The 13,586-nt window shown below is 65.5% G+C and carries 13 protein-coding genes; 10 read left to right on the forward strand and 3 right to left on the reverse strand.

The genetic code is table 11. The features are described 5' to 3' along the window. Window positions 1–107: 107 nt before the first annotated feature. From ACP146_RS00280 to ACP146_RS00290, 3 genes are all read left to right on the forward strand, one after another. A complete protein-coding gene (locus ACP146_RS00280; RefSeq protein ID WP_422364760.1) occupies window positions 108–446 on the forward strand; it encodes a TM2 domain-containing protein in 339 nt (112 codons plus the stop codon). Between the two features lie 105 nt (window positions 447–551). Then, complete coding sequence (locus tag ACP146_RS00285) at window positions 552–1,781, forward strand: MFS transporter (RefSeq protein ID WP_422364761.1); 1,230 nt, start codon at window positions 552–554, stop codon at window positions 1,779–1,781. A 3-nt stretch (window positions 1,782–1,784) separates the two neighbouring features. Continuing rightward, a complete protein-coding gene (locus ACP146_RS00290) occupies window positions 1,785–2,300 on the forward strand; it encodes a GNAT family N-acetyltransferase (RefSeq protein WP_422364762.1) in 516 nt (171 codons plus the stop codon). Here ACP146_RS00290 and ACP146_RS00295 read toward each other — a convergent pair. The 3 genes from ACP146_RS00295 to fsa are packed head-to-tail and all read right to left on the reverse strand — an operon-like array spanning window position 2,261 to window position 4,729. Next, complete coding sequence (locus ACP146_RS00295) at window positions 2,261–3,271, reverse strand: tyrosine recombinase XerC (RefSeq protein WP_422364763.1); 1,011 nt, start codon at window positions 3,269–3,271, stop codon at window positions 2,261–2,263. The genes ACP146_RS00290 and ACP146_RS00295 overlap by 40 nt on opposite strands. Beyond that, window positions 3,244–4,047 (reverse strand): DUF484 family protein, encoded by an 804-nt coding sequence (locus tag ACP146_RS00300; RefSeq protein WP_422364764.1) that lies wholly within the window; start codon window positions 4,045–4,047, stop codon window positions 3,244–3,246. The genes ACP146_RS00295 and ACP146_RS00300 overlap by 28 nt, the downstream gene beginning before the upstream one ends. Next, entirely contained in the window at window positions 4,040–4,729 is a 690-nt protein-coding gene (fsa, locus tag ACP146_RS00305) for a fructose-6-phosphate aldolase (RefSeq protein WP_422364765.1), read from the reverse strand. The genes ACP146_RS00300 and fsa overlap by 8 nt, the downstream gene beginning before the upstream one ends. A 135-nt stretch (window positions 4,730–4,864) precedes the next feature. Between fsa and ACP146_RS00310 the strand changes: the two genes are divergently transcribed. The 7 genes from ACP146_RS00310 (at window position 4,865) to ACP146_RS00340 (ending at window position 13,577) form a co-directional block, all read left to right on the forward strand. Continuing rightward, window positions 4,865–7,243, forward strand: a complete 2,379-nt coding sequence (locus tag ACP146_RS00310) for a primosomal protein N' (protein ID WP_422364766.1) — start codon at window positions 4,865–4,867, stop codon at window positions 7,241–7,243. Window positions 7,244–7,540: 297 nt separating this feature from the next. After that, a complete protein-coding gene (locus tag ACP146_RS00315) occupies window positions 7,541–8,101 on the forward strand; it encodes a F0F1 ATP synthase subunit delta (RefSeq protein WP_422364767.1) in 561 nt (186 codons plus the stop codon). After that, complete coding sequence (gene atpA, locus ACP146_RS00320; protein WP_422369603.1) at window positions 8,101–9,633, forward strand: F0F1 ATP synthase subunit alpha; 1,533 nt, start codon at window positions 8,101–8,103, stop codon at window positions 9,631–9,633. The genes ACP146_RS00315 and atpA overlap by 1 nt, the downstream gene beginning before the upstream one ends. A 49-nt stretch (window positions 9,634–9,682) precedes the next feature. Next, on the forward strand, window positions 9,683–10,600 hold the full coding sequence (locus ACP146_RS00325) for a F0F1 ATP synthase subunit gamma (protein WP_422364768.1): 918 nt from the start codon (window positions 9,683–9,685) through the stop codon (window positions 10,598–10,600). Between the two features lie 69 nt (window positions 10,601–10,669). After that, a complete protein-coding gene (gene atpD, locus ACP146_RS00330; RefSeq protein WP_422364769.1) occupies window positions 10,670–12,091 on the forward strand; it encodes a F0F1 ATP synthase subunit beta in 1,422 nt (473 codons plus the stop codon). A gap of 55 nt (window positions 12,092–12,146) precedes the next feature. Then, window positions 12,147–12,551 (forward strand): F0F1 ATP synthase subunit epsilon, encoded by a 405-nt coding sequence (locus ACP146_RS00335; RefSeq protein WP_422364770.1) that lies wholly within the window; start codon window positions 12,147–12,149, stop codon window positions 12,549–12,551. Between the two features lie 207 nt (window positions 12,552–12,758). Further along, complete coding sequence (locus ACP146_RS00340) at window positions 12,759–13,577, forward strand: acyl-ACP desaturase (RefSeq protein ID WP_422364771.1); 819 nt, start codon at window positions 12,759–12,761, stop codon at window positions 13,575–13,577. Window positions 13,578–13,586 lie beyond the last annotated feature (9 nt).

Here is a 13,586-nt window from a genome sequence, read left to right on the forward strand (position 1 = left end):
GGGTGACCGCGACTAAGAGCCGATTCAGTTTGAATTGTCTGTTGGTCAGAGCGCGTGTTTCAGCCGCTTTGTTTCACCATGCAACCCTAGGATATTGGGAGAAAGAAATGATTGATGCCAAAAAAGAGATTGATGATGCAAAGAACGCTGTCACAGCGGACAACGCGCGCTCGGCGATGAAATTCTCGTTCGATGACAAGTCGATCCTTATCGCCTTTCTGCTCTGGTTTTTTATCGGCTGCCTGGGCGCTCACCGCATGTATCTCGGCAAGATGGTTACCGGCATCATCATGGCGGTTTTGTTCATTGCCGGCTGGGCAACCTTCATTTTCTTCATCGGTGGCCCGATCCTTGGCCTGGTCGGCTTGTGGTGGTTGGTTGACGCTGTCCTGATGATTCTGGCTGCCCGCAATCAAACCGAAGTTCTGGATAGCGTCATCAAATAACCCCGTCCGCTGTCCAAAGCGGCAAGTCTTCTTTTACACGGGCTCTGAAAAGCGGCTACCTTCCCTGTCGTTCGTTTGGCCGGCGCGCCGCAGGGAAGAGCCGTTATGGTACGGGAACAGGAGCTCCGGGGTTGGCGGCTGGTAGCCTTGCTTTGCCTTACCCAGGTTCTGGGCATGCTGAGCAATGCCGCCTTCCCGGCCCTGATTCCCGTGCTGCAGCCGCTCTGGGGTCTCAACAACACCGAGGCCGGCTGGGTCAGCGGCGTCTACTATGCCGGCTATACGGCGGCGGTTCCCGTTCTGGTCACCCTGACCGACCGCGAGGACGCCCGCAGCATCTACCTGCTTTCCTGCCTGCTCGGCGTTGTCTCGGCCCTGGGCTTCGCCTTCTTTGCCGAAGGCCTCTGGAGCGCCATGGCGTTTCGCTTCTTCGGCGGCATCAGCCTCGCGGGCACCTATATGGTCGGGCTCAAGCTGCTCTCCGACCGCCTGCCGGAAGAAGGGCGGGCCCGCTCGGTCGCCATCTATACCGCGCACTTCGGTATCGGCGCCTCTTTGTCGGTATTCGCGGCGGGTGAAACGGCGGCCCTTGCCGGCTGGTCCGCGGCCTTTGTCGTCGGGGCGGCGGGGTCGCTGGTCTCGCTGCTTCTTGTGGCCGTTTTCGTCCGCCCTCTGCCGCGCAGGGCCGGCGCTGCGCCGCCGCCGGGGGCGGTGTTTGATTTCCGCCCGGTGCTGCGCAACCGCACCGCCCTGGCCTACACCCTCGGTTACGCCGCCCACATCTGGGAACTCTTCGGTTTTCGCACCTGGCTGGTCGCCTTTCTGGTTTTCGTCTTCGCTCAGCAGCCGGCCCTGGCGGCGGGCGGCTGGTCGCCGACCCAGGTGGCAACCCTTGTGCTGCTGCTCGGCCTGCCGGCGTCGATCCTCGGCAACGAGGTGGCGAGCGCTTTCGGCCGGCGGCGGGTGATCTCCCTCTTCATGCTCGGCTCCGGCAGCATCGCCCTGGTGCTCGGTTTCATCGCCGGGGCGCCGCTTTGGCTGCTGATGGCGATCCTTGTTGTCTATGGCTGCCTGATCATGGCCGACTCAGGGGCGCTGACAGCCGGGGCGGTGATCGCGGCGATGCCGGAACGGCGCGGCGCGACCATGGCGCTTCATGCGCTGCTGGGCTTCGGTGCCGGTTTTCTGTCGCCCCTGGCCTTCGGGGTGGTGTTGGATCTTGGCGGCGGCGTCCAGCAGGGACAGGCCTGGGGCTTTGCCTTCGCGCTGCTGGGCCTCGGCGTCTTTACCGGACCGCTGATCCTGGCGCTGCTGGCACGCCGCGCCGGGGCCTGAGCGATGGAGCCCCTCCAAACCGAACGGCTGCTGCTGCGGCCCCCAACGCTGCGGGATGTGCCGACGCTTTTTGAGTTCCTGGGCGATCCGCTGGCCATGCAGCACACCCATCTCGACGGCTCCCTGCGTCAATGCCGCCGCCGGATTGCCGTGCACGAACGCCGCCGCCGCCGCGACGGCACTGCGCCCTGGACCGTGCTGGCCAGGCAGGGCGGCGGCATCGTTGGCTGGGGTGGCATCTACGAGGACCCTTTCGATCCCGGCTGGGGCGTGGAACTCGGCTACGCCTTCCATCCGCGGGTCTGGGGCCGGGGTTACGCAACAGAGTTTGCAGGCTTCTCAGTGGACTACGCGGATCGTGTTCTGGCGCTTCCGGAACTGAACGCCTTTGCCAAGGCCGACAATGCCGCCTCCCGCAGGGTGCTGGAAAAGGCCGGTTTCGAAGAACTGGGTTTCGAACCGGCGCTGGGGCGCCTGCGCTACCGTCGGGTTCGGGCGCGGGGGTGGGCGCGGTCGTAAACCTCCAGCAGCCCGGCCACATCGACCTCGGTGTAACGCTGGGTGGTGGATAGGGAGGCATGGCCCAACAGTTCCTGAATCGCCCGCAGATCGCCGCCGCCGGCGAGCAGATGGGTGGCGAAGGAATGGCGCAGGGCATGGGGGGTGGCGCTCTCCGGCAGGCCCAGCAAGCCGCGCAGGGCGCGCATCTTTTCCTGGACCCGCCGCGCGCCCAAGGGGCCGCCGCGCTGTCCGAGAAAAAGCGGCGCCTTGGCATCGCCCCGGTAAGGGCAGGCGGTGAGATAGTCGGCGATGGCTGCCGTCACCACCGGCAGCAGCGGCACCATGCGTTGCTTGTTGCCTTTGCCGGTCACCAGCAGGGCTTCCTGGCCCGGCTTCGGCGCCTCGCCCCGGGTCAGGGCCAGGGCTTCGCCGATGCGCAGCCCGCAGCCGTAGAGCAGCAGCAATACCGCGCAGTCGCGCTTGCCGGACCAGTCGCCGTCGCTCAGTTCGGCGACGGCATCGACAACCTCGCCCGCCTCCGCCGCCGTCAGGGCTTTGGGCACCGACCGGGCGACCTTGGGCGTGCGCAAAGTGGTAAGCGCCGCGTTCTCGGCCAGACCGTTTTTTGTCAGCCAGCGGAAGAAGCCGCGCAGGCTGGAAAGCGCCCGGGCGGTGGAGCTGCGTTCCAGCCCGTCGCGCGCCCGCGCCGCCAGCCAGGCCCGAAAGTCGGCGGCGGCGAGCGTCGAGAGATCGCTCAGGCTGGCGGCCTTGCCCTGGTGCGCGCTGAGGAAGGTCAGAAACTGCTGAAGGTCGTGCTGATAGGCCAGCAGGGTGTGGGGTGAGCCGCGCTTTTCATCCCGCAACCAGGTCCGCCAGTCCGCGATGGCCTGACGCAAGTCGGCGGCGGCGGGGATCAGGACGTCGGCGTTCCCGGCGTCAGTGTTCCCGGCGTCGGGGGCGCTCAGGTTTTTGGCGGCAGGTTGAGCCATGCGCGGAAGGTTACCTCCAGCACCTGGGAGAGGAAGACCAGCAGTTCGGTGCCCTGGCCGTCGTGAAAGGCATCGGGCTGGCGCGAGCCCAGGGCCAGCAGGGCCGGGGGCGTCGAATCGCTGATGTTGAGACGGATCAGGGCATCGGACTGCACCAGCCCGGCGCCGCCGTCGAAGACCGTCGGGTCGCCGGTCACGTTCTCGCGCAGCAGCATCGTGCCGCCCGGTCCCAGCAAGGCGTCGATACTGCCGGTTTCCAGGCAATAGACACCGGCCGTCGGCTGCCAGGTGGCGCCCTGCTCGGCCTTTTCGACGCCGATCGTCACCACGTCCAGATCCAGGATCGCCGCCATGTCGGTGGTGATGATTTCGACGAATTCTTCGAAGCTGCGGGCATTGAGGATCACCAGCACCGCCTGATGAACCCGGCTTTGGGTCGAGAGGTTGCTGCGCCCGGCGGAAATCAGTTCATCGCGCAGGGAGGTCAGGCTGCCGACCTCGTCGCGCAGCCGCTGAACCTGGAACTGCTGCAGATCGACGACGCCTTTTTCGCGCACCCGTGAGGGCGGTTGCTGGGCGTCGAGCAGTTCCGGATTGTCGGCGAGGAATTCGGGATGGCGGCGCAGATAGGCCGAGACCTGATCGCCGGAAATCGGCTGCGCGAGTGCCTCGCCCTTTCCCTTGCCAGCCTTTCCCTTACCGGGCTTTTGCGATGTGGTCTTTTTGACGCCGGACTTTGCGGCGCCTTCCTTACCCTTGGTCTCGCTCTCAGGCACTGCGGCGCTCAGCGCTGTCGTCGTTGCTCAGGATGGATTGGCCGGTCTTGGCCCAGTCCGCCAGAAAGGCTTCCAGCCCCTTGTCGGTGAGGGGGTGTTTATACATCGATCGCAGCACACCCGGCGGGATCGTCGCCACATGAGCGCCTATCTTTGCCGACTCGATGATGTGGCCGGTGTTGCGGATCGAAGCGACCAGCACCTCGGTGGTGAAGTCGTCGTAGGCTTCGTAGATCTCGACAATATCGGCGATCAATTCCAGGCCGTCGATCCCGGTGTCGTCCAGCCGGCCGACGAAGGGCGATATGTAGGTCGCGCCCGCCTTGGCCGCCAGGATCGCCTGCGCCGCCGAAAAGCAAAGGGTGACGTTGACCTTTGTCCCCTCGTCGCTGAGCGTCTTGCAGGCCTTCAGGCCATCGACCGTCAAGGGCGCTTTGACCACGATGTTGGGGGCCAGGGCCGCCAGCTTGCGGCCTTCGGTCACCATGCCGTCGAAGTCGACCGCCGTCACCTCGGCGCTCACCGGTCCCGGCACCACATCGCAGATCTCGCGCAGCACCTCGAAGAAGTCCCGGCCGCTCTTGGCGATCAGGGAGGGGTTCGTGGTGATGCCGTCCACCAGGCCGGTCGCCGCCAGATCGCGAATTTCCGCCACGTCGGCGGTATCGATGAAGAACTTCATGCCTGCAGTGTCATCCTTTTGCTTGCCGCGTTTCGACCGTCCAACACCGGCCGCTTTACGCGCCGCCCTTCCGTGCCAAGCTTTGCACCGGACGGGCGATGGCCCTTCCCTCGGCCCTCGGCTAGAGTGTAGCCCATGCCCAAGCGCCTTGCCAGCACTGCCACCCTGCCTTTCGAGGAAGAAACACCTGTCTTTGCTGATAAGCCAAGGCGGGCGGCGGTCCTGCTGCCTCTGCCTCTTTCCGGTGCCTACGACTATCTGATTCCGCCGGAACTGGCGGTCGAACCCGGCAGTGTCGTCACCGTGCCGCTGGGCAAACGCGAAGTGACGGCAGTGATCTGGGAGATGCTGTCCGACGCCGGCCACGCCGAGGACGAATCGGATCGACGCGAATCGGAGAAGGCCGAGTCGCCTCTGCCGCTGGCGCGTCTGCGGCCGGTTCTCGATGTCCTGCCGGTGCCGCCCCTGACGGCGGTTGCGCGCCGCTTCCTCGGCTGGGTCGCCGACTACACCATGGCCGCGCCGGGCGCCGTGCTGCGCATGGCGCTGAGCGCGCCCTCGGCCCTGCAACCGCCGCGGCCTCTTGTGCTTTACCGGCACAGCGGCCTGCCGGTGCCCGATGGCTTCCGCATGACCCCGGCGCGCCGGCGGGTGCTGGCGCTGCTGGCCGAGGGGCCGGCCCGCGCCTTGGCTGAAACCGCCGCCGAAGCGGCGGTGGGGTCTTCGGTGGTGAAGGGCTTGGTCGAGGCCGGACTGGTCGAGGCCGTCAGCCTGCAGCGCGAGCCCGCTTTCGAGACGCCGGATCTGGCGCTGGCCGGTCCGCAACTCTCCGATCAACAGGCCGAAGCCGCGGCGGCTCTGCGCAGGGCCGTGGCGACGCGGGATTTCTCGGTGACGCTGCTCGACGGCGTCACCGGTTCCGGCAAGACCGAGGCCTATTTCGAGGCGATTGCCGCGGCGCTGGCCGAGGGCCGTCAGGCCCTGGTGCTGCTGCCGGAGATCGCGCTCTCGGCGCAGTGGCTGGAGCGTTTCGAATCGCGTTTCGGAGTCGCGCCGGCGCTGTGGCATTCCGATCTCACCTCGGCCCAGCGCCGGGCGACCTGGCGGGCCGTCGCTCTTGGCCGCGCCCCGGTTGTGGTCGGCGCCCGCTCGGCGCTGTTCCTGCCTTTTCCCGATCTCGGCCTGATCGTGGTCGACGAGGAACACGAGGCCGCCTTCAAGCAGGAGGACGGGGTGCCCTATCACGCCCGGGATATGGCCGTGGTGCGCGGCCAGCTCGGCAAGCTTCCGGTGGTGCTGGCCTCGGCCACGCCCTCGATCGAGACCCTCAACAATGTCCAGAGCGGACGCTATCGCTGTCTCTCCCTGCCGGAGCGGCACGGTGGCGCGCTCTTGCCCCGGATCGATCTGATCGACCTGCGGGAGGACAAACCGCCGCGCCTGCCGGCCCCCGGAGCACCTGTTGCCGGAGCACCTGTCGCCGGAGCACCTGGCCCCGGAGCATCTGGCGCCGGACAACAGGGGGGGCAGGCCTGGCTTTCCGGCAGGCTGCGGGCCGCGATCGCCGAGACCCTGGCGGCGCAAGAACAGGTGCTGCTGTTTCTCAATCGCCGCGGTTATGCGCCGCTCACCCTCTGCCGGGCCTGCGGTCATCGCCTGCAGTGCCCGAACTGTACCGCCTGGCTGGTCGAACACCGCCTGGCCGGGCGGCTGCAGTGTCACCACTGCGGTTTCGCCAGCCGCCTGCCGAAGACCTGCCCGGATTGCGGTGCCGAGGGCAGCCTGGCGGCCTGCGGACCGGGGGTCGAACGCCTGGCGGAGGAGGCCCGGGCCTTGTTTCCCGAGGCGCGCCTTGGCCTGATGACCAGCGACACCCTGACCGGACCGGATGCGGCGGCAGAATTCCTGCGCGCGGTTCAGGCGCGGGAGATCGACCTGCTGATCGGCACCCAGATCGTCGCCAAGGGACATCATTTTCCGCATCTGACCCTGGTCGGGGTGGTCGATGCCGATCTCGGGCTCTATGGCGGCGACCTGCGGGCGGCGGAGCGGACCTATCAGTTGCTGCATCAGGTCGCCGGCCGCGCCGGACGGGCGGAACGCCCGGGTCGCGTGCTCTTGCAGACCGGGGAGCCGGAACACCCGGTGATGCAGGCCCTGGCCGGCGGCGAGCGCGACGCCTTTCTGGCCGCTGAGGCGCAGGCCCGTGAAGAGGCCGGTTTGCCGCCTTTCGGCCGTCTGGCGGCCCTGATCCTGTCGGGACCCGATGTCCATCAGGTGGATGCCCTGGCCGCGGCGCTGGCGCGGCGGGCGCCCCGGGCGCAGGGATTGACGGTCCTGGGGCCTGCCCCGGCCCCCCTGGCGGTGCTGCGCGGGCGCCATCGCCGCCGTTTCCTGGTCAAGGCGCCGCGCGGTTTCCGGCTTCAGGCGGCCCTGGGCGACTGGCTGGCCGGCCTGAAGCTGCCGTCGAACCTGCGCCTCCAGGTGGATATAGACCCTTATAGTTTTCTCTAGTCCGGCACCGCCGGCCTGATAGGTTTTGGGCGCGGCTTTGATCGGTTGGGACCGCCTGTGCAGGCTTGGCTTGAAGCCCGTCGTAAGGCGCATAAATCTTGGTTCCGCAACGCTTTCCCAAAGCAGGTCTAGGCTCCTTGCAACACCCTTTCACCTATGATACCAAACCCGCGCTCGTCGGCGGGTTCACCGCCGTGTGCAAGGCTCAGGGGTGCCGGGACGCAAGTTCTCTCTCATTCCCCGATAATGGGTCAGCCGTGCGGGCAGGGCTAACAAGGACTTTCGAGGAAATCGGGCTTGGCTGGTGATAACACGAGCTTGAGCGACCTGGCAGGGCGCTATGCCTCCGCGTTGCTCGATCTGGCCGACGAGCGCAATGCGCTCGACGAGGTCGCCGGGGATTTGAAACAGTTGCGGACGCTGATTGCCGAGAGCGCGGACCTGCGCCGGCTGTTCAGCAGCGCGATCTATTCCAAGGCGCAGCAGAGCAAGGCTGTCGCGGCGATCATGGACAAGGCCGGCCTCGGCCAGTTGACCCACCGCTTTGTGCTGGTGGTGGCCCAGAACAACCGCCTTTTCGCGCTGCCGGCGATGATCGAGGCTTATCTCGCCGAGCTGGCGGAGCGCCGCGGCGAAATCACGGCGGAGGTCACCTCGGCCCGTAATCTTTCCGACGGCCAGCAGGCCGCTCTCCTAGACGCACTGCGCTCATCGGTCGGCAGCAAGGTCCAGTTGGATCTGAAGGTCGATCCGGCGTTGATCGGCGGTCTGATCGTCAAGGTCGGCAGCCGGATGATCGACTCCTCCCTGCGCAGCAAATTGCAACGACTACAACTCGCCATGAAAGGGGTCGGATGATGGACATCCGCGCCGCGGAAATTTCCGCCATTCTGAAAGACCAGATTGAAAACTTCGGCAACGAGGCCGACGTCGCCGAGGTCGGGCAGGTTCTCTCCGTGGGCGACGGCGTTGCCCGTGTCCATGGCCTGGACAATGTGCAGGCCGGCGAGATGGTCGAATTCCCCGGCGGCATCAAGGGCATGGCGCTGAACCTGGAAGTCGACAACGTCGGTGTCGTGATCTTCGGCGAAGACCGGGGCATTAAGGAAGGCGACACGGTCAAGCGGACCGGCGAGATCGTTGACGTGCCCGTGGGCCGCGGCCTGCTGGGCCGCGTGGTCGACGCGCTGGGCAATCCGATCGACGGCAAGGGCCCCATCGAGGGTGCGCAGCGCGCCCGTGTGGACGTGAAAGCGCCGGGCATCATTCCCCGCAAGTCGGTGCATGAGCCCATGCAGACGGGCCTGAAGGCCATCGACGCGCTGATCCCCATCGGCCGCGGCCAGCGTGAGCTGATCATCGGCGACCGCCAGACCGGCAAGACCGCCATCGCGCTCGACACCATCATCAACCAGAAGCCGATCAACCAGGGCGACGACGAGTCCAAGAAGCTCTACTGCATCTATGTCGCCGTCGGCCAGAAGCGCTCTTCTGTCGCCAAGTTCGTGAAGATCCTGGAAGACCAGGGCGCGCTGGAATACTCGATCGTCGTGGCCGCCTCCGCCTCCGAGCCCGCACCGCTGCAGTTCCTGGCGCCTTACACGGGCTGCGCCATGGGCGAGTACTTCCGCGACAACGGCTCCCACGCCGTGATCATCTACGACGATCTCTCCAAGCAGGCCGTGGCCTACCGTCAGATGTCGCTGCTGCTGCGCCGCCCGCCGGGCCGCGAAGCCTATCCCGGTGACGTCTTCTATCTTCACTCCCGCCTGCTGGAGCGCGCGGCGAAGATGGGCGACGATGCCGGCAACGGCAGCCTGACGGCGCTGCCGGTCATCGAGACCCAGGCCGGTGACGTTTCGGCCTATATCCCGACCAACGTGATCTCGATCACCGACGGCCAGATCTTCCTGGAAACCGGCCTGTTCTATAAGGGCATTCGACCGGCGCTGAACGTCGGCCTCTCGGTCAGCCGTGTCGGCTCCGCCGCGCAGATCAAGGCGATGAAGCAGGTTGCCGGCACCATCAAGCTGGAGTTGGCCCAGTATCGTGAGATGGAGGCCTTCTCGCAGTTCGCCTCCGACCTCGATGCGGCGACCCAGCGCCTGCTGGCCCGTGGTTCGCGCCTGACCGAGCTGTTGAAGCAGAGTCAGTATTCGCCGCTGGCGGTCGAAGAGCAGGTGGCAGTGATCTTCGCCGGCGTGCGCGGTTATGTCGACGATGTGCCGGTCAACAAGGTCACGGCCTTCGAATCGCAGCTTCTCGCCAAGCTGCGCGCCGACGGTGCCGACATCCTGGCCGCGATCCGCAACGATCAGGCGATCTCCGATGCGACGGACGAGAAGCTGAAAGGCTTCCTCGATTCCTTCGCCAAGACCTTTGCGGCCTGACCGCAGAGGGTTACGGATCTACTAGAAAAGGCGGAGCGGGGCCCGGCTGATGCCGAATCTCAAAGACCTTAAAGTGCGGATCGACAGCGTCAAATCGACGCGAAAGATCACCTCTGCCATGAAGATGGTGGCGGCGGCCAAGCTGCGCCGCGCCCAGGAGCAGGCAGAGGCTTCGCGCCCCTACGCGCAGCGTATGGACCGGATGCTGGGCTCCCTGGCGGCGGCTGCGGCCGGTCAGGCCGGGGCGCCGAAACTGCTGGCCGGCTCGGGTTCCGACGAAACCCATCTGATCCTGGTGGCGACTGCCGACCGCGGCCTCTGCGGCGGCTTCAACACCTCGATCGTCCGCGAGGCCCGGCGTCTGGCCCGCAAACTGCTGGACGACGGCAAGACGGTAAAGTTTTTCTGCATCGGGCGGAAGGGCCGCGACCAGCTGCGCCGCGACTTCAGCGGCATGATCGTCGACACCATCGAGGATGTCGCCAAGCCGAAGCTTTCCTTCGACAAGGCATCCTCCATCGGTGAGCGTATCGTGGCGATGTTCGAGGCCGGTGAGTTCGACGTCTGCACGCTGATCTATGCCGAGTTCCGTTCGGCGATCTCGCAGATTGTGACGCCGCAGCAACTGATCCCCTTCGCCATAGCCGAAAGCGATAACGGCGACGAAGAGGCCGACAAGGCCGACGACAACCCCGATGAGGGTCTGAACGGCGCGACTTATGAATACGAGCCGGGCGAGGAAGAGATCCTGACGGCGCTTCTGCCGACCAACCTCTCCATTCAGATCTTCAAGGGTCTGCTGGAGAACGCGGCAAGTGAACATGGCGCGCGGATGACCGCGATGGACAATGCAACACGCAACGCCGGCGATATGATCAATAACCTGACGCTGATCTACAACCGTACGCGTCAGGCCGCGATCACCGGCGAACTGATCGAAATTATTTCCGCTAAGGAAGCAATGTAGCGGCGGACCGCCCGCCGTTGCATTAGGGCCGCGCCCGCTGGGGCGCAGCGGGCACCAAGGAGCAAGAAGATGGCAGCAAATCTCGTTGGCAAAGTTACCCAGGTGATGGGCCCGGTGGTGGACGTGCAGTTCACCGGCGACCTGCCGCCGATCCTCAACGCGTTGGAGACCACCAACGACAACAAGCGTCTGGTGCTCGAGGTCGCGCAGCACATGGGTGACAACGTGGTGCGCACCATCGCCATGGATGCTTCGGAGGGTCTGGTCCGCGGCCAGGAGGTGACCGATACCGGTAAGCCGATTTCGGTTCCGGTGGGCCCGGAGATGCTGGGCCGCATCATCAACGTCATCGGTGAGCCGATCGACGAGCGCGGGCCGGTCAATGCGGCCGGCACGGCGCCGATCCACCGCGAAGCGCCCGAGTTCGCCGAGCAGTCGACCGAGGCCGAAATGCTGGTCACCGGCATTAAGGTCGTGGACCTTCTCGCGCCCTATTCGCGCGGCGGTAAGATCGGCCTGTTCGGCGGCGCCGGCGTCGGCAAGACGGTGCTGATCCAGGAGCTGATCAACAACGTCGCGAAGACCCACGGCGGCTATTCGGTGTTTGCCGGTGTCGGCGAGCGGACCCGCGAAGGCAACGACCTCTATCATGAGATGATGGAGTCCGGGGTTATCGACCTGGAGGGCGACTCCAAGGTGGCCCTGGTCTTCGGCCAGATGAACGAGCCGCCGGGCGCGCGTGCCCGTGTCGCCCTGACCGGTCTGTCCCAGGCCGAATACTTCCGCGACGAGGAAGGCCAGGACGTGCTGTTCTTCGTCGACAACATCTTCCGCTTCACCCAGGCGGGCTCCGAGGTGTCGGCGCTCTTGGGCCGCATTCCCTCGGCGGTGGGCTATCAGCCGACCCTGGCGACGGACATGGGCACCCTGCAGGAGCGCATCACGACCACCAAGAAGGGCTCGATCACCTCGGTCCAGGCCATTTACGTGCCTGCGGACGACTTGACCGATCCGGCGCCGGCGACCTCCTTCGCCCACTTGGATGCGACGACGGTGCTGTCGCGCCAGATTGCCGAGCTGGGCATCTATCCCGCGGTCGATCCGCTCGACTCTACCAGCCGGATCCTCGATCCCCAGGTGGTCGGCGAGGAACACTATGCCGTCGCCCGTGAGGTGCAGCGCATTCTGCAGAGCTACAAGGCGCTGCAGGACATCATCGCCATCCTGGGCATGGACGAGCTGTCGGAAGAAGACAAACTGACGGTGGCCCGGGCGCGCAAGATCCAGCGTTTCATGTCGCAGCCTTTCGACGTCGCCCAGGTCTTCACCGGCAGCCCCGGCGTGCAGGTTTCCATCGAGGATACCGTGCGCGGTTTCAAGGGCATCTGCGACGGCGAGTACGATCACCTGCCCGAGGCGGCCTTCTACATGGTCGGCCCGATCGAGCAGGCGGTCGAGAAGGCGCGCAAGCTGGCGGCGGAAGCCGCCTAAGGCGCTGGGCTGGAATCAGATAGAGAAAATCGGATAGAGAACGGGCGGCAAAACCATGGCCGAAGGCAAGATCGCTTTTGAACTGGTCTCTCCGGAGCGCCTGCTGCTGTCTCAGGACGTCGAGATGGTGGTGGTGCCGGGCGAAGAAGGCGACTTTGGTGTCCTCACCCGGCATTCGCCGATGATCTCGACCCTGCGCCCCGGCGTGATCCAGGTTCATGAGGGCAGCACGGTTACCGACTCGATTTTTGTCGCTGGCGGTTTTGCCGAGGTGACGCCGGCGCGCTGCACGGTGTTGGCGGAAGAGGCTGTTGCGGTCGGTGATATCGACCGGGCCGCCACGGAGCAGCGTTTGAGCGACGCCCGCGACGACCTGCTCGATGCCAAGACCGACTTGGAAAAGGCGGCGGCGGAACGGCAGATTGCCGTTTCCGAGGCCATGCTGAAAGCGGCGGGCTGACCTCTTTTTCTCCAGCCTCATGTTACGTCCGCCCCTGAACAGACGGGCGGCGGACGGCCTGTGGGCCGGAGGACTACCCGCGTGGAACAACCACAGGATCGATACGGTTGATTGTCCGCAACCCTGTGGTAGATTGCCGCCGTTTTCAAAGCTTCACAAATCCGTTACAGAGTCGACTGGTTTAGGAACTGGGAACAGGCGTTTTCGATGGCGGCAAGTCACTGGACTCTCGACGATATTCCCTGGCAGCAGTTTGACCGCACGAGGGTTGATCCGGAACTGGTCAAGATCATCAAGGCCGCCAGCCTGGTGGAATACAACGGCGGTATCTACGCCGATTACCTGTGTAATGTCTTTCCCGACGATACCGCCTTTCAGGCTGCCGCCAAGATCTGGGCCCAGGAAGAGGTTCAGCATGGCGAGGCCCTGGCCAGATGGGCTGCCATGGCGGACCAGGCGTTTGACTTCGACGCCAGCATCCAGCGTTTCCGGGACGGCTATCAGATTCCCGTCGACGCGCCGGAGTCGGTGCGCGGCTCGCGCTCCGGTGAGCTGGTGGCCCGCTGCATCGTCGAGGTCGGCACCTCGTCTTATTACGCCTCGATCGCCAGTCTGACCGATGAACCGGTGCTGAAGGCGATCTGCCGCAACATCGCCGCCGACGAACTGCGCCACTACAAACTCTTCTATACCCACCTGAAGCGTTATCTCGAACACGAGCGGATCGGCAAGTGGCGCCGTCTCGCGGTGGCGCTCGGCCGTATCGGCGAGAGCGAGGACGACGAACTCGCCTATGCGTTTTATGCCGCCAACGAGAACGAGCAGCCCTACGACCGAAAGAAACACGGCCAGGCCTACATGAAGCGGGCCTATGCCTGCTATCGGCTGAGCCATGTGCAGCGCGCCGTCTCGATGACCTTCAAGGCCGCTGGCCTCAGCCCGCAGAACCCCATCACGGGGCCGCTGTCGCGCCTGCTTTTCGGCTTCATGCGGCTGCGCAGCCGTTGGACACCCGCCGCCGCCTGATAAAGCTGC

Source organism: Pelagibius sp., from assembly GCF_965249265.1.
In the GTDB taxonomy this organism is placed as follows: domain Bacteria; phylum Pseudomonadota; class Alphaproteobacteria; order Kiloniellales; family Kiloniellaceae; genus Pelagibius.

What these genes read in the sequence shown, in the direction of transcription:
- atpA (WP_422369603.1), top strand. Translation starts at nt 8,101, where the DNA reads ATGGACATCCGCGCCGCGGAAATTTCCGCCATTCTGAAAGACCAGATT.
- ACP146_RS00280 (WP_422364760.1), top strand. Translation starts at nt 108, where the DNA reads ATGATTGATGCCAAAAAAGAGATTGATGATGCAAAGAACGCTGTCACA.
- ACP146_RS00285 (WP_422364761.1), top strand. Translation starts at nt 552, where the DNA reads ATGGTACGGGAACAGGAGCTCCGGGGTTGGCGGCTGGTAGCCTTGCTT.
- ACP146_RS00295 (WP_422364763.1), bottom strand. Translation starts at nt 3,271, where the DNA reads ATGGCTCAACCTGCCGCCAAAAACCTGAGCGCCCCCGACGCCGGGAAC.
- fsa (WP_422364765.1), bottom strand. Translation starts at nt 4,729, where the DNA reads ATGAAGTTCTTCATCGATACCGCCGACGTGGCGGAAATTCGCGATCTG.
- ACP146_RS00335 (WP_422364770.1), top strand. Translation starts at nt 12,147, where the DNA reads ATGGCCGAAGGCAAGATCGCTTTTGAACTGGTCTCTCCGGAGCGCCTG.
- atpD (WP_422364769.1), top strand. Translation starts at nt 10,670, where the DNA reads ATGGCAGCAAATCTCGTTGGCAAAGTTACCCAGGTGATGGGCCCGGTG.
- ACP146_RS00290 (WP_422364762.1), top strand. Translation starts at nt 1,785, where the DNA reads ATGGAGCCCCTCCAAACCGAACGGCTGCTGCTGCGGCCCCCAACGCTG.
- ACP146_RS00310 (WP_422364766.1), top strand. Translation starts at nt 4,865, where the DNA reads ATGCCCAAGCGCCTTGCCAGCACTGCCACCCTGCCTTTCGAGGAAGAA.
- ACP146_RS00325 (WP_422364768.1), top strand. Translation starts at nt 9,683, where the DNA reads ATGCCGAATCTCAAAGACCTTAAAGTGCGGATCGACAGCGTCAAATCG.
- ACP146_RS00340 (WP_422364771.1), top strand. Translation starts at nt 12,759, where the DNA reads ATGGCGGCAAGTCACTGGACTCTCGACGATATTCCCTGGCAGCAGTTT.